Below are 19,961 nucleotides of genomic sequence, written 5' to 3' on the forward strand. Positions count from 1 at the left end.
ATGTACGGGTCAGTAGCCGATAGCGGCGCGACTCACGAGCGCGGGGGCACTCGACGAATTCCGGCACCGGCGACGGGCGGGGGCCGTGATGTGTCGTGTGCTCCCTTCGCGGTGAACCAATGACTTCATAGGAGGAACCCATGCGCGGTGCCAAGAGCGCCAAGTGGGTCGCGGGGGCGATAGTCGTCGCCCTGGCCGCCACCGCCTGCGGCGGCGGCGACGACAGTGCCGGCGACGACATGAACAAGGGGAAGGCCGACCCGAACGGCATCGTCACTGCGCAGCTGAGCGAGCCCCAGAACCCGCTCCAGCCGGCCAACGCCAAGGAGAGCCAGGGCAGCCGCGTGCTGCGCACGGTCTTCGCCGGCCTGGTCGACTACGAGCCCGGCACCGGCAAGCTGGAGTACATCAACGCCGAGTCGGTCACGCCGAACAAGGACTCGTCGGAGTGGACCGTCAAGCTCAAGCCGGGCTGGAAGTTCCACGACGGCACCCCGGTCACCGCGAAGTCCTACGTGGACTCCTGGAACTGGTCCGCCAACATCAAGAACAACCAGACCAACTCCAGCTGGTTCTCCGACATCGTCGGCTTCGAGGACGTGCACCCGGAGAAGGGTGACCCGAAGGCCGACAAGATGTCGGGTCTGAAGGTCGTCGACGAGAACACCTTCACGATCAAGCTGTCGCAGCCGGTCTCGTACTTCGCGTACAAGCTGGGCTACGACGTGTGGGCGCCGCTTCCCGAGGCCTTCTTCAAGGACCCGAAGGGCTTCGGCGAGAAGCCGGTCGGCAACGGCCCGTACAAGTTCGTGTCCTGGGAGCACAACAAGCTCATCAAGGTCCGCAAGTTCGCGGGCTACAAGGGCCCGAACGTCGCCAAGAACGGCGGCATCGACTTCAAGAACTACACGACCGCCGACGCCGCGTACTCGGACCTGCGCTCGGACAACGTGGACTGGATCGAGCAGGTCCCGACCACCGCGCTGACGAACTACAAGTCGGACCTCGGCGACCGCGCGATCGACCAGCCGTACTCGGCCATCCAGACGATCGTCCCGGCCTTCTACGGTAAGCAGTTCAAGGACATCGACCCCAAGGTCATCCAGGGTCTGTCCATGGCGATCGACCGCGGGACGATCACCAAGACCGTCCTCCAGGGCACCCGCACCCCGGCCGACTCCTTCGTCGCTCCGGGCGTGCTCGGCTACAAGAAGGGCGTGCTCGGCGACATCGTCAAGTTCGACCCGGCCCAGGCCAAGAAGCTCATCCAGGAGGGTGGCGGCGTCCCGGGCAACAAGATCTCGATCCAGTACAACGCCGACCAGGACCACAAGCCCTGGGTCGACGCGGTCTGCAACTCGATCCGCAAGTCCACCGGCGTCGAGTGCACCGGCGCCCCGAAGCCGACCTTCCAGGCCGACCTGGACGCCCGCGACAAGCACCAGGTCAAGTCCTTCTACCGCAGTGGCTGGGTGCTGGACTACCCGGTCAACTCGAACTTCATGCGTGACCTGTACGGCACCACGGCGGCCGGCAACGTCAGCGGCTACTCCAACAAGGAGTTCGACAAGCTGAGCTCCGAGGCCGACAAGGCGAGCTCCATCGACGAGACCGTGAAGAAGTACCAGGAGGCGGAGCAGCTCCTGGTGAAGGACATGCCGGGCATCCCGCTCTGGTTCTACAAGGTCAACAGTGGTCAGTCCAAGCACATCCTGGGCAAGATCCCTTACGGCCAGGACGGTGACCCGATCTTCGACGAGATCCAGGTCAAGCAGAAGTAACCAGACAACCGCAGACCGGTGCCGCCCCTCCCGCACAAGGGGAGCGGCGGCGCCGGTCCGTAGGCACAGGCCTCCACCTCACCCCCCGACCTGCGGTAGATGAGTGCGCAGGCCTCGCCGACCCCTCACGGCATGGAGGCGCAAGATGGGGCGCTACGCCGCCAGGCGACTGCTCCAGATGATCCCGATCTTCATCGGGACAACTCTGTTGATCTTCTTGATGGTCCACATTCTTCCGGGCGACCCGGTCCGGGCCATCTACGGGGACAAGGCTCCCGATCCCGCACAGATCGCGCAGATCAAGCGCGAGTACGGCTTCGACAAGCCCGTCCTCGAGCAGTACTTCCACTACATGCTGAATCTCCTCAAGGGAGACTTCGGCAACAACCTCGCGGGCCGCCCGGTCGTCGACCTCATGGCCGAGGCCTTCCCGGTCACCCTGCGGCTGACGCTGCTGGCCATCACCATCGAGATCATCATCGGTGTCGGCCTGGGCGCGTGGGCCGGTCTGCGGGCCGGCAAGGCCGCCGACACCGGCGTGCTGGTCTTCACCCTGACGGTGATCTCCATCCCCGTGTTCGTGCTGGGCTTCATCGCCCGGTTCATCTTCGCCGACGAACTCGGCTGGCTGCCGCCCAACGTCCAGGACTCCACGGACTACGCGCAGTTGTTCCTGCCGGCGTTCGTCCTGGCCATGCTGTCGATGGCCTACGTGGCCCGGCTGACCCGGACGACCTTCGCCGAGAACCTGCGGGCCGACTACATGCGGACCGCGCTCGCCAAGGGCCTGCCCCGGCGCCGCATCATCGGTGTCCACCTGCTGCGCAACTCGCTGATCCCGGTGGTCACCTTCGTCGGCACCGACGTCGGCGGCTTCATCGGCGGCGCGGTCATCACCGAGGGCATCTTCAACATCCAGGGTGTCGGCAACCTCCTGTACAGGGCGATCCAGACGAGCGAGGGCTCGACGGTCACGGGTGTGGTGACGGTCCTCGTCCTCGTCATCCTCCTGATCAACCTGCTCATCGACCTGCTGTACGCGGTCCTGGACCCGAGGATCCGGTATGCCTGACGTGACCAAGGCCCAGACCACCGACGCCGCGGCCGTGGACGCCATCGCCCCGCCGGCCGTCGACGCACCCGGCAAGGAGAGCACGCAGAAGAGCGAGAAGCCCCGCTCCCTGTGGGGCGACGCCTGGTACGACCTGCGCCACCGGCCCATGTTCTGGATCTCCTCGGTGCTGCTGGTCCTGCTGCTCGTGATCGCCGCGTTCCCCGGCATGTTCACCAGCGTCGACCCGCGCGACGGCGACCTGGTCCACCACTACCTGGGCAAGCCGGAGCTGGGGCACTTCTTCCAGGCCGACTGGTTCGGCTACGACCAGCAGGGCCGCTCGATCTACTCGCGTGTCATCCACGGCACCCGTGCCTCGATCCTCGTCGGCGTCTGCGTCACCGCGGCCGTCACGCTGCTCGGCGGCCTGCTCGGCATGCTGGCCGGCTACTTCGGCGGCTGGGTCGACTCGGTGATCTCCCGGGTCGTCGACATCTTCTTCGGCCTGCCGTTCCTGCTCGGCACGATGGTCGTCCTGAACGCCTTCACCGAGCGCAAGGTCTACGTGGTCATCCTGGCCCTGGCCTTCCTCGGCTGGACCTCGATCGCCCGCGTCATGCGCAGCTCGGTGATCACGGCCAAGCAGGCGGACTACGTGACGGCGGCCCGGGCGCTGGGCGCCGGCACCACGCGGATCCTGTTCCGCCACGTGATGCCGAACGCCGTCGCGCCGACCATCGTCGTGGCCACGATCGCCCTCGGCGGTTACATCTCGGCCGAGGCGACGCTGTCGTTCCTCGGTCTCGGCCTCAGTGACCCGACGATCTCGTGGGGCATCGACATCTCCGAGGGCAGCAAGGTGATCCGGGACAACCCGCACACGCTGCTGTTCCCCGCGGGCATGCTCAGCCTCACGGTCTTCGCGTTCATCATGCTCGGCGACGCGGTCCGCGACGCCCTTGACCCGAAGCTGCGCTGAGGAGGGCGTACGTGACCACCATCGACAAAACCCGGAACGTCCCCGAGCCGCGCGGCGCGGCCGAGGGTGACGTCCCCCTGCTCGAAGTGCGCGACCTGCACGTCGAGTTCCACACCCGTGACGGCGTGGCCAAGGCCGTCAACGGCGTCAACTACACCGTGAACTCCGGCGAGACCCTCGCCGTGCTCGGTGAGTCCGGCTCCGGCAAGTCCGTGACCGCCCAGGCGATCATGGGCATCCTCGACATGCCGCCCGGGCGGATCCCGCAGGGTCAGATCCTGTACCGGGGCGAGGACATGCTCACCATGTCGGGCGACGCCCGGCGCAAGATCCGGGGCCGGAAGATCGCCATGATCTTCCAGGACGCGCTGTCCGCGCTGAACCCCGTGCTGTCCGTCGGCTACCAGCTCGGCGAGATGTTCCGCGTCCACCAGGGCCTGAGCAAGAAGGACGCCAAGGCCAGGGCCATCGAGCTGATGGACCGCGTGAAGATCCCGGCCGCCAAGGAGCGCGTCGGCGACTACCCGCACCAGTTCTCCGGCGGTATGCGCCAGCGCATCATGATCGCGATGGCGCTCGCCCTGGAGCCGGACCTGATCATCGCCGACGAGCCGACCACGGCCCTCGACGTGACGGTCCAGGCCCAGGTCATGGACCTGCTCGCGGAACTCCAGCGCGAGTACAACATGGGCCTGATCCTGATCACCCACGACCTCGGCGTGGTCGCCGACGTCGCGGACAAGATCGCCGTGATGTACGCGGGCCGGATCGTCGAGACCGCGCCCGTGCACGAGCTGTACAAGCGGCCCGCGCACCCCTACACCAAGGGTCTGCTCGAGTCGATCCCGCGCCTGGACCAGAAGGGCCAGGACCTGTACGCGATCAAGGGCCTGCCGCCCAACCTGACGCGTATCCCGTCCGGCTGCGCCTTCAACCCGCGCTGCCCCATGGCGCAGGACATCTGCCGCACGGACGTCCCGCCGCTGCACCCGGTCACCGAGCGGGACGGCGGCGAGCTGGTCGGCCGCGGCAGCGCGTGCCACTTCTGGAAGGAGACGATCCATGGCTGAGCTGGGCAAGAAGGACGAGTCCATGGACGCCACCCCCAACGTCACCGAGGTGGAGACGGTCGACGCCGCCACCGACGAGGAGGCCGTGGCCGCCATCGAGGCGCCGGTCGAGCGCGGTGAGCCGATCCTTCAGGTGCGCAACCTGGTCAAGCACTTCCCGCTGACCCAGGGCATCCTGTTCAAGCGTCAGATCGGCGCGGTCAAGGCCGTGGACGGGGTCTCCTTCGACCTCTACCAGGGCGAGACGCTCGGCATCGTGGGCGAGTCCGGCTGTGGCAAGTCCACGGTCGCCAAGCTGCTGATGATGCTGGAGAAGGCGACCGCGGGCGAGATCTTCTACAAGGGCCAGGACATCACCAAGCTGTCCGGGCGCGCGCTGAAGGCGGTCCGCCGGAACATCCAGATGGTGTTCCAGGACCCGTACACCTCGCTCAACCCCCGTATGACGGTGGGTGACATCATCGGGGAGACCTTCGAGATCCACCCCGAGGTGGCGCCGAAGGGCGACCGCCGCCGCAAGGTCCAGGACCTCCTGGACGTGGTCGGCCTCAACCCCGAGTACATCAACCGCTACCCGCACCAGTTCTCGGGCGGTCAGCGCCAGCGCATCGGCATCGCCCGCGGCCTGGCCCTGAACCCCGAGATCATCATCTGCGACGAGCCGGTCTCCGCGCTGGACGTGTCCGTCCAGGCGCAGGTCATCAACCTGATGGAGAAGCTGCAGAACGAGTTCAACCTCTCGTATCTCTTCATCGCGCACGACCTGTCGATCGTCCGGCACATCTCGGACCGCGTGGGTGTGATGTACCTCGGCAAGATGGCCGAGATCGGGTCGGACACGGAGATCTACGACCATCCGACGCACCCCTACACCCAGGCGCTGCTGTCGGCCGTCCCGGTCCCCGACCCGGAGTCCCGCGAGGGCCGCGAGCGGATCATCCTCACCGGTGACGTCCCGTCCCCGGCCAACCCGCCCTCGGGCTGCCGCTTCCGCACCCGCTGCTGGAAGGCTCAGGACAAGTGCGCCCAGGAGGTCCCCCTCCTGGCCATCCCGGAGCGTTTCCAGGGCACGGACACCCCGGCGGCCCACGAGTCGGCCTGCCACTTCGCGGAGGAGAAGGACGTGGTCCACGCGGCCTGACCCGGCCTCCTCATTTCCCGGCACCCCCAGGGGTGCCGGGAAATGCCGTTGTCAGGCCCGGCCCTGCGGCCGTCGCGGTCACCCCGCCAACTGCGTTAACACGCAAGCAACTTCGCTGACCCGGTTCCGATATACGGACGCGTCAGGCTGGTCAGCGTACGGCCGTGCGGGTGCCGTGAGCGGGCCGGGGCGCCGAGAGGCGTCCCGGCCCGTTGCCGTGCTCAGGGGGCCGTGATGCCCAGGGAGCGCTTCAGGAAGTCGACCTGGAGCAGGAGCAGGTTCTCGGCGACCTGTTCCTGCGGGGTCATGTGGGTGACGCCGGACAGCGGCAGCACCTCGTGGGGGCGGCCGGCGGCCAGCAGCGCCGAGGACAGGCGCAGGGCGTGGGCGACCACCACGTTGTCGTCGGCGAGGCCGTGCACGACCATCAGGGGCCGGTGCGGCTCGGCCGGGGAGGACAGGCCCTCCGCGGTGACCAGGGAGCTCTTGGCGTAGGCCGCAGGGTGTTCCGCCGGCGTGCCCAGGTAGCGCTCGGTGTAGTGAGTGTCGTACAGGGACCAGTCCGTCACCGGCGCGCCCGCGATGCCCGCGTGGAAGACGTCCGGGCGGCGCAGGACCGCCAGGCCCGCGAGCCAGCCGCCGTAGGACCAGCCGCGGATCGCGACCCGGGAGAGGTCGAGGGGGTGGCGCTTGGCGAGGTCCTCCAGCGCCTCCACCTGGTCGTCGAGCGACAGCGTGAAGTCCTGGTGGATCGCCTTCTCCCAGGCGGGGGAGCGGCCCGGTGTGCCGCGGCCGTCCGCGACGATCACCGCGAAACCCTGGTCCGCGAACCACTGCGACGTCAGGTGGGCGTTGTGCGCGGCGACCACCCGCTGCCCGTGCGGGCCCCCGTACGGGTCCATGAGCACCGGCAGGGGGGTGTCACCGTCGTAGTCCCGAGGCATAAGCACGGCGCACGGGACGCGGCGTGCGCCCCCCTCGGTGAGCGTCACGCGGGGGGACAAACCGGGATCCTCGGCGTACGACGGGACAGTCGTGGTCGATTTCCCGTCGCGCAGGACCTGCACCCGCGAACCTGGCCGGTTCAGCGTCGCCGAGACCAGGACCGTCACCTCCCCGGCCCGCACCGCCGCGTGCACCCCCGGCTCCTGCGACACCCGCTCCACGCCCAGCTCGTTCACCCGGTACACGTGCACCTGGCCCGTCTCCGGCTCACCGGCCTCCGCTCCCGCCGACGCGGAGACCAGCACGTCGTGCTCGGAGACGTCCAGCACGGCCCTGACGTGCAACTGCGCTGTGGTGAGCGGCCGTTCCCCGACCGCCAGCACCCGCGCACCCCCCTCGTCGGCGATCCGCACCAGCTGCCCGGACGGGCTCCAGCACGGCACTCCGGGGAAAAGTTCCAGCCATGTTAGATCCTCGTCGGCGTGCACCATCCGGGTCGCGCCCGTGTCCGGGTCCACGGCCAGGATCAACTGGCTGCGCTGGTCGCGCGCCTGGACGAGCAGCAGCGGCGCGCCCGCCGCTGACCAGTGGACATGCGCCAGATACGGGTACCGCGCCCGGTCCCAGGCGACCTCCGTGCGCACTCCGTCCAGCCCGATCACGAACAGCCGCACCTCCGCGTTGGCGGTGCCCGCCGCCGGATACGGCACCCGCTGCGGCTCCCGCTCCGGATGGGCGGGGTCGGCGATCCACCACCGCCGCACCGGCGTGTCGTCCACGCGCGCCATGAGCAGCCGGTCCGACTCCGGAGCCCACCAGAAGCCGCGCGAACGCCCCATCTCCTCCGCCGCGATGAACTCCGCCAGACCGTACGAGACGTTCTCCGACTCCGGCTCGGCGAGCGCCCGGTCGCCCTCGCCCTCGGCTCCCACCACCCGCAGCGCACCCCGCGCGACATACGCGACGTGCCGCCCGTCGGGCGACGGACGCGGGTCGATGACCGGCCCGGGCGCGGGCAGCTCACGCGCCGTCCCGGCCCGCAGCTCGGCCGTGAAAAGCCGCCCTGACAAGGCGAAAGAGGCCAATTCGACGGCCGTGTCGGTGGCGTACCCGACGATGCCGGCCCCGCCCTCACGGCTGCGTTCGCGCCGGGCCCGCTCCTCGGGCGAGAGGTTCTCCGAGGCACCGCCCAGCAGGGCGCGCGGGTCGGCGGCGACGCGCTCCCCGCCCTCCTCCAGGTCGAGGACCCAGAGCGAATTCGCCCGGTCCGTACCGGAAGCGGAGCGCAGGAACACGACACGCGAACCGTCGGGCGCCACGGTGAAGGAACGCGGCGCGCCGAGCGTGAAGCGCTGGGTTCGGGCGTGCCGTCGGGGGAAGGAGTGAGGCTCGGTCGTCATGCCCTGACCATATTGGCCATGCGCCCCCTTGTGCGGCTGTGCGCCGAGCGATGCGCGCAGCCGGATAGTTATGATCAATGTCGCATAGTGGGTATGAACCTGCTGGCTGCTGTACGGATTTGATGCCCCCATAGTCCGACCCCCCGCGCCCTCGTGGATCTTTGGAGGTGAGCCGCCGTGGCACTCTCGATTTCGGCGGTGGTGCTGCTGGCGATCATCGTCTTCCTGCTCGTCAAGAAGTCGGGACTGAAGGCGGGGCATGCGATCGTCTGCATGCTGCTCGGCTTCTACCTCGCCTCCTCGACCGTCGCTCCCACGATCAACGAGCTGACGACGAACATCGCGGGCATGATCGGCAGCATCAAGTTCTGACCACCCCGGGACCTCGTAGGGTGGTCCCATGACGGAACTGCCCTCCCCCACGCTCTCCGAGCAGGGGGGATACCCACCTCGCTCCGCGAGGCGTCTGCTGCTGGTGCACGCGCACCCGGACGACGAGTCGATCAACAACGGCGCCACCATGGCCAGGTACGCGGCCGAGGGTGCCCACGTCGCCCTGGTCACGTGCACCCTCGGCGAGCGCGGTGAGGTCATTCCGCCCGAGCTCGCGCACCTGACGGGCGCCGCCCTGGGCCAGCACCGCCGCAGCGAGCTCGCCGCCGCCATGGCCGAGCTCGGTGTCCGGGACGTCCGCCTGCTCGGCGGCGCCGGGCGCTACAGCGACTCCGGGATGATGGGCCTGCCCGACAACGACGACCCCGCCTGCTTCTGGCGGGCCGACGTCGACGAGGCCGCCGCGCACCTCGTCGAGGTGATCCGCGAGGTACGCCCCCAGGTCCTCGTCACCTACGACGACAACGGCGGCTACGGCCATCCCGATCACATCCAGGCCCACCGCGTCGCGATGCGCGCCGCCGAGCTGTCCGCCGAGGCCGGCCTGCCGATCGCCAAGGTCTACTGGAACCGGGTCCCCCGGCCGGTTGTGGAGGAATCCTTCGCCCGGCTCCGGGAGGACCTGCCCGGCACGCCGTTCACCAAGGCGGCCGAGGTCGACGACGTCCCGGGTGTCGTGGCCGAGGAGCGGATCACCACCGTCGTGGACGGCACCGCCCACGCCGCCGCCAAGGCCGCCGCGATGCGCGCCCACGCCACCCAGATCACCGTCGCCGAGCCGTACTTCGTGCTGTCCAACGACCTCGCCCAGCCGATCCTCACGACCGAGTACTACGAGCTGGTGCGGGGTGAGAAGGGCCCGGGTGAGCGGGAGACGGACCTGTTCGCCGGTGTCGAGGGGGCCTCATGAGCGACCGGACGCCGATGCTCGCCCAGCCGATGCGGCCGCCCACCGCCGGGCGGGCCGGGGGCCTGCTCGGGCTCTTCGTGCTCGGGGCCCTGGTGAGCGCGGCCGGGGCGCTGGTGCAGCCGGGGTGGTTCCCGGGCGGGCTGCTGCTCGCCCTCGCCGCCGAGGCCGGAGCCGTCCTGGGTGCCGCCCGCGTCCTGCGGAGCAGGTCGGGGGGCGTCGCGGTGGCGGCCGGCTGGATGCTGGCCGTCATCCTGCTCACCGCCAGCCGCCCCGAGGGCGACTTTCTCTTCGCCGCGGGCAGCGGCTCCTATCTCTTCCTGCTCGGGGGCATCGCCGTGGCTGTGATCTGCGCCACGCTTCGCCCGGGGCGGCAACCGGACGGTGACCACGTCCGACTTGGCGAGTGACGTACCACTTCGCCGGGACATGCCCGTGGGGGTCCGGTGTGAGTTTCCCCGGCGGTCCCGGGATACGGGTGAGAAGTGGCCAGTATGGTGGTGCGCGCCGCCGAGCTGCCCGCGTGAGGTCGTGTCGGGCGGCGGAGCCAACCGGGAGAACCTGCCTTGAGTCGTGAAACTGACACTCCGTCCTCCGGGCCCAACGGGCGCGGCGGAGCCGCCTACCCGTCGGGTACGCCGCCGTACGGGACCCCGACGGTCTCCGACGCCGGTGCGGACGCGGGCCGTTCCGCCACGCGGCCGGAGGAACGCAAGACCGAGACCACGCTGACGACCCGGATCCGGATCAACATCCCCGGATCGCGGCCGATTCCGCCGGTCGTCGTGCGCAAACCCGTCGCGGAGGCGGAGGGCCCGGCCGACACCGACACGCGCGGTGAGGCGTCGGCGGGTCCGGACACCGCCCCGTCCCCGGCCCCGGCCGAGCCTCCCGCCGAGCCCGCGCAGCCGGGCGACGACAAACCGGCCAGCGACTGGTTCGCGCCCCGCAAGTCCGGCGGCGGCAAGGGCGGTCCGGGCGCCGGTTCCACCAACGGGGCCGGACTGCCGGGCGGTTCCGCACCGGCGCCGGGCGGCCCCGGTGCGCCGGGCACCGGCTCCGGTGCCGGTGCGTCGGGTGGGGCCCGGCCCGGTGCCGGGCGGCCCGGAGGCGTGGTCGGCTCCATGAGCGCGCCGGGCGGCTCCCGGTCCGGCGGTACGAACGGTGCCGGGCTCCCGGCCGGCGCGACCGGCGGCCCCGTCGCGCCCGGGCACGGCGGCGGCACCGGCTCCTTCGACGTGACCGAGGCCCTGGCGGCTGGCCCGCGGGGCAACGGCGCGCGTCCCGCCCCGGGCGGCGGCGAACCGCGCCGCGACGACCTGCCGTACTTCTCCGAGAACGGGCAGGGCGGCTACGACGGTCAGCACGGCGGCCCCGGCGCCGCCGACGGCTTCGGTGAGACGCCCGGATCCCGGGGCCCGGCCGGCCCGACCGGCGGACCGGTCACCGGCGACGGCCCGATGGTGCCCCCGGGCGGCCAGGGCGGCTTCGACGCACCCGGTGGCGGGAGTGGCCCCGACGCCTTTCACGCCCCGGGCGGCCCCGGCACCCCCGGCCCCTTCGGCACCGAGCCGGGCGGCCAGGGCGCCTACAACGCCCCGGGCGCTCCCGGCGCCCCCGGCGGTTTCGGTGAGCCGGGCCGGCCCGGCGCGCCCGAGGCCTTCGACGAGCCGGGCCGCTCCGGTGGCCCTGGTGGTTTCGGTGAGCCGGGCCGGCCCGGTGCCCCCGGGGCCTTCGACGACCCCGGCCGGCCGGGAGGCCCCGGCGCGCCCGCCGGGCCCGGAGCCATAGGCGGCGGCCCCGGTGGCCCGGGCGTGCCCGGAGCTCCTGGCGGCCCCGCGGGTCCGGCCGCCCGGGGCGGCGCCCCCGGCGCCCGGGTGCCCGGCGGCGGCATGAGCGACGACACCGCCATCCTCACCCCGCAGAAGCCCGCCCCCGACCCGTCGGACGGCCCCGGTTACGGCCCCCGGCACGACAACGTCTCCGGGCACACCGTCACCAGCGGCATGCCCGTCGTGACGCCTGGTGCGGCCTCGCCGTTCGGCCCCGGCGCACCCGCCGACGGCCCGGTGCCCCACGCCGCCCCGAAGCTGCCCGAGCCGGTCTCCCCGCCCCCGGCGAGCTCCTCGAAGGCGCCCAAGAAAAAGGGCCGCAACAAGCTCGTGCTGCTCGCGGTCGGCGTGGTCGTGGCCGCCGGTGGCGTCTACGGCGCCGGGCTGCTGATGAACCGCACCGACGTGCCCAAGGGCACCACCGTGCTCGGCGTCGACATCGGCGGCACCACCCGCGACGGCGCGGTCAGGAAGCTCGACGAGGCCTTCGACGGCAACGCGGGCAAGCCGTTGAAGCTGTCGGTGGGCGGCAGGACCGTCGCCCTCGACCCGGACAAGGCGGGCCTGCAGTTCGACATGGACGCCACGGCCGACGCGGCGGCCAAGAGCGACTACAACCCGGTCTCCGTGATCGGCTCGCTCTTCGGCAACCACCGAGTCGTCACGCCGGTCATGCCCGTCGACGAGGAGAAGCTGCACGTCTCGCTGGAGGAGGCGGCGGGCGACTCCGGCGCGTCGACCGACGGCACGATCGAGTTCAAGGGCGGCAAGGCCGTCCCCGTGTACGGCAAGGTGGGCAAGGGCGTCGACCTCGCCAAGGCGACGACGACGGTGGAGGAGGCGTACCGCACCCAGGTGGAGACCGGCACCGCCGGCACGGTGAACCTGCCGACCACCACGCGGCAGCCGACCGTCTCGAACGCCGAGGTGGACCGGGTCCTGAAGGACTTCGCGGAGCCCGCGATGTCGGCCAAGGCCATCGTGCAGACCGACGCGGCGCACAGCATCCCGTTCGGCGCCCTGTCGCTGCCGAAGATCCTCAGCTTCAAGGCCGTCGACGGCAAGCTCGTGGACACGTACAACCTCAAGGCGCTCAAGGAGGCGTACGGCGCGACCTTCGACGGTGTGCAGATCGAGGGCGCGAGCGGCAAGCGCGACGTCACGCCGCAGGACGTCGTCACCGCGCTGCGCAAGGCCCTGCGCGGCAAGACGCCCGCGGAGCGCGTCGGAGTCATCGACACCAAGCCGAACTGACCTCCGCCCGGCCGCCGCACGAGAGCCCCCGCCCCGTGAGGACGGGGGCTCTCGCCGTCACCCCCGCCGGCATGACACCTGTCATGCTGCAGTCCGGACACCCGGCACTGCCCCCGCCCACGCCCGCGAAGCCACGATGTCCGCATGACAACGACAGCCGTCGCGTTCGACCGGGTGAGCAAGGCATACGGCAGCGTCCGGGCCGTGGACGCACTGACCCTTGACCTCGGCCCGGGCCGGACCGTCGCCCTGCTCGGCCCCAACGGCGCCGGGAAGTCCACCACCCTCGACCTGCTCCTCGGCCTCAAGAAGCCCGACAGCGGCACGGTCCGGCTCTTCGGCACCGGTCCCCGGGAGGCCATCGTCGCCGGACGCGTGGGCGCCATGCTCCAGAGCGGCGGCCTCATGGACGAGGTCACGGTCGCCGAACTCGTGCAACTCGCCTGCGACCTGCACCCGAAGGCGTACCGGCCCTCCGAGGTCCTGTCCCGCGCGGGCATCACGCAGATAGCCGACCGCAAGGTCAACAAGCTCTCCGGCGGCCAGGCCCAGCGCGTCCGCTTCGCCCTGGCCACCGCCGGGGACAGCGACCTCATCGTCCTGGACGAGCCCACCACCGGCATGGACGTCACCACCCGCCAGGCGTTCTGGGCCACCATGCGCGAACAGGCCGACCAGGGCCGGACCGTCCTGTTCGCCACCCACTACCTCGAAGAGGCCGACGCCGTCGCCGACCGGGTCCTGGTGCTGCACCGGGGCCGGCTCCTCGCCGACGGCACGGCCGCCGAGATCAAGGCCAAGGCGGGGGCCCGCCGCATCTCCTTCGACCTCGCGGACACCGTCGACGAGGCCGCCCTGCGCGACCTGCCCTTCCTGACCTCCCTGACGGTCTCCGGCCGGACCGTGCGCATCCAGTCCGCCGACGCCGACGCCACCGTCCACGCGCTGTACGGCCTCGGCGTCTACCCCCGCAACCTCGAAGTCGCCGGACTCGGCCTGGAGCAGGCCTTCGTCGCCATCACCACCGCCGAGGAGGCGAGGTCGAAGTGAACAGCCTGATCAAGCTGGAACTCCTCCGCGCCCTGCGCAACCGCAAGTTCCTGTTCTTCTCCGTGATCTACCCGTCGGTGCTGTTCCTGATCATCGCGGGCAACGCCGACAGCACCACGAAAGTCCCCGGCAGCGCCCTGACCCTCCCGACCTACATGATGGTCTCGATGGCCTCCTTCGGCGCCCTCACCGCCGTCCTCATGGGCAACAGCGAGCGCATCGCCAAGGAGCGCGAGGGCGGCTGGGTACGGCAGTTGCGTCTGACGACGTTGCCGGGCCGCGGCTACGTCCTCGCCAAGACCGCGAGCGCCGCGGTCGTCAGCCTGCCGTCCATCGTCATCGTCTTCGCCGTCGCCGCGGCCGTGAAGGGCGTACGCCTGGACGCCTGGCAGTGGCTCGCCCTCACCGGCGCGATCTGGGCCGGCAGCCTCGTCTTCGCCGCGCTCGGCGTGGCCCTCGGCTATCTGGCCAGCGGGGACGCGGTCCGCCCGATCACCATGATCACCTACTTCGGCCTGTCCATGCTCGGCGGCCTGTGGATGCCCACGACGACCTTCCCGGACTGGCTCCAGACCATCGCCAAGTGGCTGCCCACGCACGCGTACGCTGCCCTCGGACAGGCCATCGAGCAGAGCCGCGCCCCGCACGTCCAGGACCTCGCCATCCTCGTGGTGTCCTTCGTCCTGTTCGCGGGCGGCGCGGCCTGGCTGTACCGGAAGGACACCCTGAAGGCGTGAACGACGTCGGCGTCGGCATCGGGCAGCGCCCGGTCAACCGCAGGCAGCGGGTGGTGAAGTCGCTGTGGACCGGCATCTGGCTGGTCTACCTGAGCGCACCGGTCACCGACCTGCTGCACGGCGGCCACAGCACGGGCGTGCGGATCCTCGGCTGGCTGGGCCTGGCCGCCTTCGTCACCTGGTACATGCTGCTGGTCTTCCGCACCGGGCGCGGCGAGCGCAACGGCCTGGTGCTCGGCTCGCTGGGGGTCCTCGCGGCCCAGTCCGCCCTCCTCGCCCTCACCCTGGGCCGCGAGTGGCTGGTGTTGTTCGTGTACGTGTCGATCGCCTCCGGCGCCGCCCTGCCGCCGCGCATGGCCCGCTGGACGATCCCGGGCACCTGCGCGCTGCTGACCGCGGTGTCCTTCGCCGTGCCGGAGGGCCACTCCTACCTGGGCGGACTGCTCATCCCGGCCCTGCTCGGCGGCTTCGCCATGACCGGCGTGCGCGAACTCGTCCGCACGACCATCGCCCTGCGCGAGGCGCGCGCCACCGTCGCCCAGCTCGCCGCCAACGAGGAGCGCCTGCGCCTGGCCAGGGACCTGCACGACCTGCTCGGCCACTCGCTCTCCCTGATCACGCTCAAGAGCGAGCTGGCCGGGCGGATGCTGCCCGGGCAGCCCGAGAAGGCGGCCCAGCAGGTCGCCGACATCGAGCAGGTCAGCCGCCAGGCCCTCGTCGACGTCCGCGAGGCCGTCACCGGCTACCGCCGCGCCCGGCTGGGGGCCGAACTCGCCGGTGCCCGGGTGGCCCTGACCGCCGCCGGGGTCGTCGCCGAACTGCCCGCCGAGCCGGGCCTGTCCGGCGTACCCGAGGAGAGCGAGACCGCCCTGGCATGGGCGCTGCGCGAGGCCGTCACCAACGTCGTACGGCACAGCGGTGCCCGCCACTGCGCGGTCGGGCTGCTGCACCGCCAGACCCTCGACGGCCCGGTGCTGGAGCTCACCGTCGAGGACGACGGCTCGGGCGGCGAGGGCACCGGCCACGGCAACGGCCTCACCGGCCTCACCGAACGCCTCGCCAAGGCCGGGGGCACTCTGGAGGCGGGCCCGCTCAAGCACGGCTTCCGCCTGGTCGCCCGGGTGCCGACGGCCGGACCGGCGGACGTAGGATCCCCGGCATGAGCCGCACGATCAAGGTCCTGCTCGCCGAGGACCAGTCGATGGTCCGCGAGGCCCTGGCCGCCCTGCTCGGCCTGGAGGAGGACATCGAGGTCGTCGCCCAGGTGGCCCGCGGCGACGAGGTCCTCCAGGCGGCCCGCGAGCACGCCGTGGACGTGGCCCTCCTGGACATCGAGATGCCCGGTGCGACGGGCATAGAAGCCGCGGCCCGTCTGCACGCCGAACTCCCGGCGGTGAAGCTGGTCATCCTCACCACCTTCGGACGCCCCGGCTACCTGCGCAGCGCCATGGAGTCCGGCGCCGACGCCTTCCTGGTGAAGGACGCGCCGGCCGCCCAACTGGCCGAGGCCGTCCGCAAGGTCCTGACCGGCGAACGTGTCATCGACCCCACGCTCGCGGCGGCGGCCCTGGCGGAGGGCGCCAACCCGCTGACGGACCGCGAGCGAGAGGTCCTCCGGGCGGCCGCCGACGGCTCCACCAACGCCGAACTGGCAGCGGCCCTGCACCTGTCCCAGGGCACGGTCCGCAACTACCTCTCCACGGCGATCCAGAAGCTGGCGGTCAGAAACCGGGCGGAGGCGGTCCGGGTAGCGCGTGAGAAGGGCTGGTTGTAGAGCTCTCAGGGGCGCGCGGAACTGCGTGACCGAGCACAACCTCCCGCGAAGGGCGTCAGTTGAGCATCGCCCTGGCCGCGAAGGCCTCTCCCCGCACCCGCTCGGCAGCCCCCTGGTCCACCGCCGAGACGACCTCCGCGTAGGCCTCCAACTCCGAGGCACCGCCGAGGAACTCGCCCCGCTGGACGAGCAACTGCGCCCGCTCGTAGCGCAACCGGGCCGGGTGCGAGGGCAACAGCAGCGACAGGTCGACCGCCCAGAGCGCCACGTCCGACCGCTCGGGACGGGCCGCGGCCCACGCCCGCACGTTGTTCAGGATCCGCAGCACCACCTCCAGCGGATCCGCCGGCCGCAGCATCGCCGCCTCCAGCGACGCCCCCGTGGCCCCGGCGACCAGCAGCTCCGCGTCGGGCCCGCTCAGCACCCGGCCCCCGTCGAAGGGGTCCGCGAGCACCTGCTCCTCGCCGGTCCCGAACCCGACCACGAAATGCCCCGGCAGGGCCACCCCGTGGACCGGGGCGCCCGCCCGCCGCGCCACCTCCATCCACACCACGGACAGCAGGATCGGCAGCCCCCTGCGCCGCCGAAGCACCTCGTGCAGCAGCGAGGACTCCAGACGCCGGTAGTCGGCGGGGGTGCCGTGGAACCCCGTCCGCTCGCCCAGCAGCTCCCGCAGGGCGACCGCCCAGGCCCGCGGGCCGCCGGGCTTGTACGGCAGCAGCCCGGCCAGCCGGTCCAGTTCGACCTGCGCGGCGTCCAGGCCCGGCTCGTCCAGCCCCCCGTCCGCCACGGCGCCCACCAGCAGGCACAGCGCCGACAGGTCGGGCCGCTCGGAGCGGGCCTCTTCGGCGAACCGCCGCCGCAGCTCGGCGGAACGCTCGGGGGGCGGGGGAAACGGGGGACGCATGGCTGGCTCGTGCCCTCTCGCGACGATCGGTTACCGTCCGGTGCCGCCGGCGTCCGGCGCCCGGTAGTGGTGGTAGGCGTGGTGCGCGGCGAAGCCCATCCCGGCGTACAGCGCCCGCGCTCCCGCGTTCTCCGCCTCGACCTGGAGCCACGCGGCCGAGGCGCCCTCGTCGAGCGCGCGGCGGGCCAGCGCGGCCATCACGGCCGTGGCCAGACCCTGCCGCCGCAGCGCCGGATCGACCTCGACGGCGGCGAACCCGGCCCACCGCCCGTCGACGACACACCGCCCGATGGCGGCCGGCCCCGCCGGCCCGGGCACGCTCGCGAACCACACCGACGGCCCGCCGGCGAGCACCCGCAGCGCCACCTCGCTCACGCCCTTGCGCTGATATTGGGCCAGCCACCCCTCGTCAGCCTCCCGGGACAGCACGACCCCCGCCGGGTCGCCCCGGTCGGCGACCGGCGCCAGCGGCCCGATCCACAGCTCGGCGGTCACCTCCCGCTCCCAGCCCCGCTCCTCCAGCTCGGCGCAGAGCAGTTCCTGCGTGCCCTCGGCGCCGGTCGCGGTCTGGACGTAGGCGGGCAGCCCGCGCTCCGCGTACCACCGCCGTACGGCGTCGAGGGCCTCGTCGAGCGGCAGGCCCGGCGCGCCCAGCGGGAGCACCGAATTGGCCCGCCGGGTGAACCCGGACGCGGCCCGCAGCTCCCAGTCACCCAGCCGGTCGCTCTCCACCGGCCGCCACGCCCGCGCGGCGACCCGGGCCAGCTCCTCGTAGGAGGCGGCCGGACCGCGGCGACGCGCCGGTGCGGAGGGTACGACCTTGCCCGCGACCAGCGCCGATTCCGTGATGCGGACGCTCTCGCCACTCTTGCGTGTGATCAGCAGCACACCGTTGTCCCATGATGTGAGAACACCGACCGTGTCGGTGAACTTCTCACCCGGAGCCCCATGTTCGATCAAGCTCCGTACGGAGACCCGTTTGCCCACGTCAGCAGCGGTGATACGGACCTCGAGTCGCCCGGCGGCAGAGATTTCCACAGGTCAGTTCACCCCTCCTGTTCGGATCATGCCCAGGAACGGAGATACTAGGGGCGGGCATCGACGACGCCGCGCTCCCGCGCGCCAGGCGGCGGAGCCTGAGGAGGCCCGCCAGCGCCCTATCGAGGAGGAACGACAGCGTGACCTACGTCATCGCGCAGCCTTGTGTCGACGTCAAGGACAAGGCGTGCATCGAGGAGTGCCCGGTCGACTGCATCTACGAGGGCCAGCGGTCCTTGTACATCCACCCGGACGAATGCGTCGACTGTGGTGCCTGTGAGCCGGTCTGCCCGGTCGAGGCGATCTTCTACGAGGACGACACTCCCGAGGAGTGGAAGGACTACTACAAGGCGAACGTCGAGTTCTTCGACGAGCTCGGTTCGCCCGGCGGCGCCAGCAAGCTGGGCCTGATCGAGCGCGACCACCCCTTCGTCGCCGCGCTGCCGCCGCAGAACCAGTAAGAGCGGCCAGCACCAGCGCCGCCTCGGTCCCGTACGGCCCGATCAGCCCGCTGATCGCCGTACGGGGCCGAGGCGTTTGCCGTGACCGGCTCGTACGTGCCAGAAAGTGAGCCCGAACCCGTGTCCGCAGTCTCCGACCGCCTTCCCACGTTCCCCTGGGACAAGCTGACGCCGTACAAGACCACGGCCGCCGCCCACCCGGACGGCATCGTGGACCTGTCCGTCGGCACCCCGGTCGACCCGGTCCCCGAGCTGATCCAGAAGGCTCTGGTCGCGGCGGCGGACTCGCCGGGCTATCCGACCGTCTGGGGCACGCCCGAGCTGCGCGACGCGATCACCGGCTGGGCCGAGCGCCGCCTCGGCGCCCGGGGCGTCACCCACCGTCACGTGCTGCCGATCGTCGGCTCCAAGGAACTCGTCGCCTGGCTCCCCACCCAGCTGGGCCTCGGCCCCGGCGACCGGGTGGCCTACCCGCGCCTGGCCTACCCGACGTACGAGGTCGGCGCCCGGCTGGCGCGCGCCGCCTACGAGGCCTACGACGACCCCACCGAGCTGGACCCCGAGGGTCTGAAGCTCCTGTGGCTGAACTCCCCGTCGAACCCCACGGGCAAGGTCCTCTCCAAGGAGGAGCTGACCCGGATCGTGGCCTGGGCCCGCTCGCACGGCATCCTGCTCTTCTCCGACGAGTGCTACCTGGAGCTGGGCTGGGAGGCCGACCCGGTCTCGGTGCTGCACCCGGACGTCAACGGCGGCTCGTACGACGGCATCGTCTCCGTGCACTCCCTGTCCAAGCGCTCGAACCTCGCCGGCTACCGCGCCGCGTTCCTGGCCGGCGACCCGGCGGTCCTCGCCCCGCTGCTGGAGATCCGCAAGCACGGCGGCATGATGACCTCGGCTCCGACGCAGGCGGCGGTGATCGCGGCCCTCGGCGACGACGACCACGTGCGCGTCCAGCGTGAGCGCTACGCGACCCGCCGCGAGCTGCTGCGCGAGGCCCTGGTCACCCACGGCTTCCGCATCGAGCACAGCGAGGCCAGCCTCTACCTGTGGGCCACGCGCGGCGAATCCTGCTGGGACACCGTCGACCACCTCGCCAAGCGCGGCATCCTCGTGGCCCCCGGTGACTTCTACGGCCCGGCGGGCGCCGAGTTCGTGCGCGTGGCGCTGACGGCCACGGACGAGAGGGTGGCCGCGGCCGTTCAGCGGCTGTGACCGCGCCACCGAGCACACCGAAGGGG

General features: G+C 71.5%; 18 protein-coding genes. 15 read left to right on the plus strand and 3 right to left on the minus strand.

The features are described from left to right. The first annotated feature begins 140 nt into the window (after positions 1 to 140). The 5 genes from AC0665_RS03235 (at position 141) to AC0665_RS03255 (ending at position 6,025) form a co-directional block, all read left to right on the plus strand. Complete coding sequence (locus tag AC0665_RS03235) at positions 141 to 1,781, plus strand: peptide ABC transporter substrate-binding protein (protein WP_468407267.1); 1,641 nt, start codon at positions 141 to 143, stop codon at positions 1,779 to 1,781. Positions 1,782 to 1,926: 145 nt separating this feature from the next. Continuing rightward, a complete protein-coding gene (locus AC0665_RS03240; RefSeq protein ID WP_363117098.1) occupies positions 1,927 to 2,853 on the plus strand; it encodes an ABC transporter permease in 927 nt (308 codons plus the stop codon). Continuing rightward, positions 2,846 to 3,814, plus strand: a complete 969-nt coding sequence (locus AC0665_RS03245; RefSeq protein WP_478604749.1) for an ABC transporter permease — start codon at positions 2,846 to 2,848, stop codon at positions 3,812 to 3,814. Before AC0665_RS03240 ends, AC0665_RS03245 begins: the two co-directional genes overlap by 8 nt. Before the next feature lie 11 nt (positions 3,815 to 3,825). Next, positions 3,826 to 4,884: an ABC transporter ATP-binding protein gene (locus AC0665_RS03250; RefSeq protein ID WP_363117100.1), complete on the plus strand. Its 1,059-nt coding sequence runs from the start codon at positions 3,826 to 3,828 to the stop codon at positions 4,882 to 4,884. Further along, positions 4,877 to 6,025, plus strand: coding sequence for an ABC transporter ATP-binding protein (locus tag AC0665_RS03255; protein WP_363117101.1), 1,149 nt, complete (start codon positions 4,877 to 4,879; stop codon positions 6,023 to 6,025). The genes AC0665_RS03250 and AC0665_RS03255 overlap by 8 nt, the downstream gene beginning before the upstream one ends. Positions 6,026 to 6,246: 221 nt before the next feature. Here AC0665_RS03255 and AC0665_RS03260 read toward each other — a convergent pair whose 3' ends face one another. Beyond that, positions 6,247 to 8,370 carry a S9 family peptidase gene (locus AC0665_RS03260; RefSeq protein WP_478604747.1) on the minus strand — a complete coding sequence of 708 codons (2,124 nt, stop codon included), beginning with the start codon at positions 8,368 to 8,370 and terminating at the stop codon, positions 6,247 to 6,249. Positions 8,371 to 8,547: 177 nt separating this feature from the next. Between AC0665_RS03260 and AC0665_RS03265 the strand changes: the two genes are divergently transcribed. The 8 genes from AC0665_RS03265 to AC0665_RS03300 all read left to right on the plus strand — a co-directional run bounded on the left by AC0665_RS03265 (position 8,548) and on the right by AC0665_RS03300 (position 16,317). Beyond that, positions 8,548 to 8,742, plus strand: a complete 195-nt coding sequence (locus tag AC0665_RS03265; protein ID WP_031103282.1) for a hypothetical protein — start codon at positions 8,548 to 8,550, stop codon at positions 8,740 to 8,742. Between the two features lie 28 nt (positions 8,743 to 8,770). After that, positions 8,771 to 9,673, plus strand: a complete 903-nt coding sequence (gene mshB, locus AC0665_RS03270) for an N-acetyl-1-D-myo-inositol-2-amino-2-deoxy-alpha-D-glucopyranoside deacetylase (protein ID WP_478704326.1) — start codon at positions 8,771 to 8,773, stop codon at positions 9,671 to 9,673. Further along, the gene (locus AC0665_RS03275) at positions 9,670 to 10,080 is read left to right on the plus strand and encodes a DUF6113 family protein (protein ID WP_478604745.1); all 411 of its coding nucleotides are present in this window, start codon (positions 9,670 to 9,672) and stop codon (positions 10,078 to 10,080) included. The genes mshB and AC0665_RS03275 overlap by 4 nt, the downstream gene beginning before the upstream one ends. Positions 10,081 to 10,236: 156 nt before the next feature. After that, positions 10,237 to 12,756, plus strand: coding sequence for a hypothetical protein (locus AC0665_RS03280; protein WP_478704327.1), 2,520 nt, complete (start codon positions 10,237 to 10,239; stop codon positions 12,754 to 12,756). 144 nt (positions 12,757 to 12,900) lie between these two features. Continuing rightward, complete coding sequence (locus AC0665_RS03285) at positions 12,901 to 13,806, plus strand: ABC transporter ATP-binding protein (protein WP_478704328.1); 906 nt, start codon at positions 12,901 to 12,903, stop codon at positions 13,804 to 13,806. After that, positions 13,803 to 14,543: an ABC transporter permease gene (locus tag AC0665_RS03290; RefSeq protein ID WP_468407286.1), complete on the plus strand. Its 741-nt coding sequence runs from the start codon at positions 13,803 to 13,805 to the stop codon at positions 14,541 to 14,543. The genes AC0665_RS03285 and AC0665_RS03290 overlap by 4 nt, the downstream gene beginning before the upstream one ends. Continuing rightward, a complete protein-coding gene (locus tag AC0665_RS03295) occupies positions 14,540 to 15,706 on the plus strand; it encodes a sensor histidine kinase (RefSeq protein WP_478704329.1) in 1,167 nt (388 codons plus the stop codon). The genes AC0665_RS03290 and AC0665_RS03295 overlap by 4 nt, the downstream gene beginning before the upstream one ends. After that, positions 15,703 to 16,317, plus strand: coding sequence for a response regulator transcription factor (locus AC0665_RS03300; RefSeq protein ID WP_363117109.1), 615 nt, complete (start codon positions 15,703 to 15,705; stop codon positions 16,315 to 16,317). The genes AC0665_RS03295 and AC0665_RS03300 overlap by 4 nt, the downstream gene beginning before the upstream one ends. A gap of 55 nt (positions 16,318 to 16,372) precedes the next feature. Here the strand turns inward: AC0665_RS03300 and AC0665_RS03305 are convergent, their stop codons facing one another. Beyond that, positions 16,373 to 17,224, minus strand: a complete 852-nt coding sequence (locus tag AC0665_RS03305; RefSeq protein WP_478704330.1) for a transglutaminase family protein — start codon at positions 17,222 to 17,224, stop codon at positions 16,373 to 16,375. Between the two features lie 30 nt (positions 17,225 to 17,254). Next, positions 17,255 to 18,262, minus strand: coding sequence for a GNAT family N-acetyltransferase (locus AC0665_RS03310; RefSeq protein ID WP_478704331.1), 1,008 nt, complete (start codon positions 18,260 to 18,262; stop codon positions 17,255 to 17,257). Between the two features lie 140 nt (positions 18,263 to 18,402). On the opposite strand from AC0665_RS03310, the gene fdxA reads away from it, so the two are divergent. Then, positions 18,403 to 18,723, plus strand: coding sequence for a ferredoxin (gene fdxA, locus AC0665_RS03315; protein ID WP_003973842.1), 321 nt, complete (start codon positions 18,403 to 18,405; stop codon positions 18,721 to 18,723). A 120-nt stretch (positions 18,724 to 18,843) separates the two neighbouring features. Beyond that, positions 18,844 to 19,935, plus strand: a complete 1,092-nt coding sequence (locus tag AC0665_RS03320; RefSeq protein ID WP_468407295.1) for a bifunctional succinyldiaminopimelate transaminase/glutamate-prephenate aminotransferase — start codon at positions 18,844 to 18,846, stop codon at positions 19,933 to 19,935. Positions 19,936 to 19,961: the final 26 nt, after the last annotated feature.

This window comes from Streptomyces sp. NPDC043685 (genome assembly GCF_056436585.1).

What these genes read in the sequence shown, in the direction of transcription:
- AC0665_RS03235 (WP_468407267.1), top strand. Translation starts at nt 141, where the DNA reads ATGCGCGGTGCCAAGAGCGCCAAGTGGGTCGCGGGGGCGATAGTCGTC.
- AC0665_RS03240 (WP_363117098.1), top strand. Translation starts at nt 1,927, where the DNA reads ATGGGGCGCTACGCCGCCAGGCGACTGCTCCAGATGATCCCGATCTTC.
- AC0665_RS03245 (WP_478604749.1), top strand. Translation starts at nt 2,846, where the DNA reads ATGCCTGACGTGACCAAGGCCCAGACCACCGACGCCGCGGCCGTGGAC.
- AC0665_RS03255 (WP_363117101.1), top strand. Translation starts at nt 4,877, where the DNA reads ATGGCTGAGCTGGGCAAGAAGGACGAGTCCATGGACGCCACCCCCAAC.
- AC0665_RS03260 (WP_478604747.1), bottom strand. Translation starts at nt 8,370, where the DNA reads ATGACGACCGAGCCTCACTCCTTCCCCCGACGGCACGCCCGAACCCAG.
- mshB (WP_478704326.1), top strand. Translation starts at nt 8,771, where the DNA reads ATGACGGAACTGCCCTCCCCCACGCTCTCCGAGCAGGGGGGATACCCA.
- AC0665_RS03275 (WP_478604745.1), top strand. Translation starts at nt 9,670, where the DNA reads ATGAGCGACCGGACGCCGATGCTCGCCCAGCCGATGCGGCCGCCCACC.
- AC0665_RS03285 (WP_478704328.1), top strand. Translation starts at nt 12,901, where the DNA reads ATGACAACGACAGCCGTCGCGTTCGACCGGGTGAGCAAGGCATACGGC.
- AC0665_RS03300 (WP_363117109.1), top strand. Translation starts at nt 15,703, where the DNA reads ATGAGCCGCACGATCAAGGTCCTGCTCGCCGAGGACCAGTCGATGGTC.
- AC0665_RS03305 (WP_478704330.1), bottom strand. Translation starts at nt 17,224, where the DNA reads ATGCGTCCCCCGTTTCCCCCGCCCCCCGAGCGTTCCGCCGAGCTGCGG.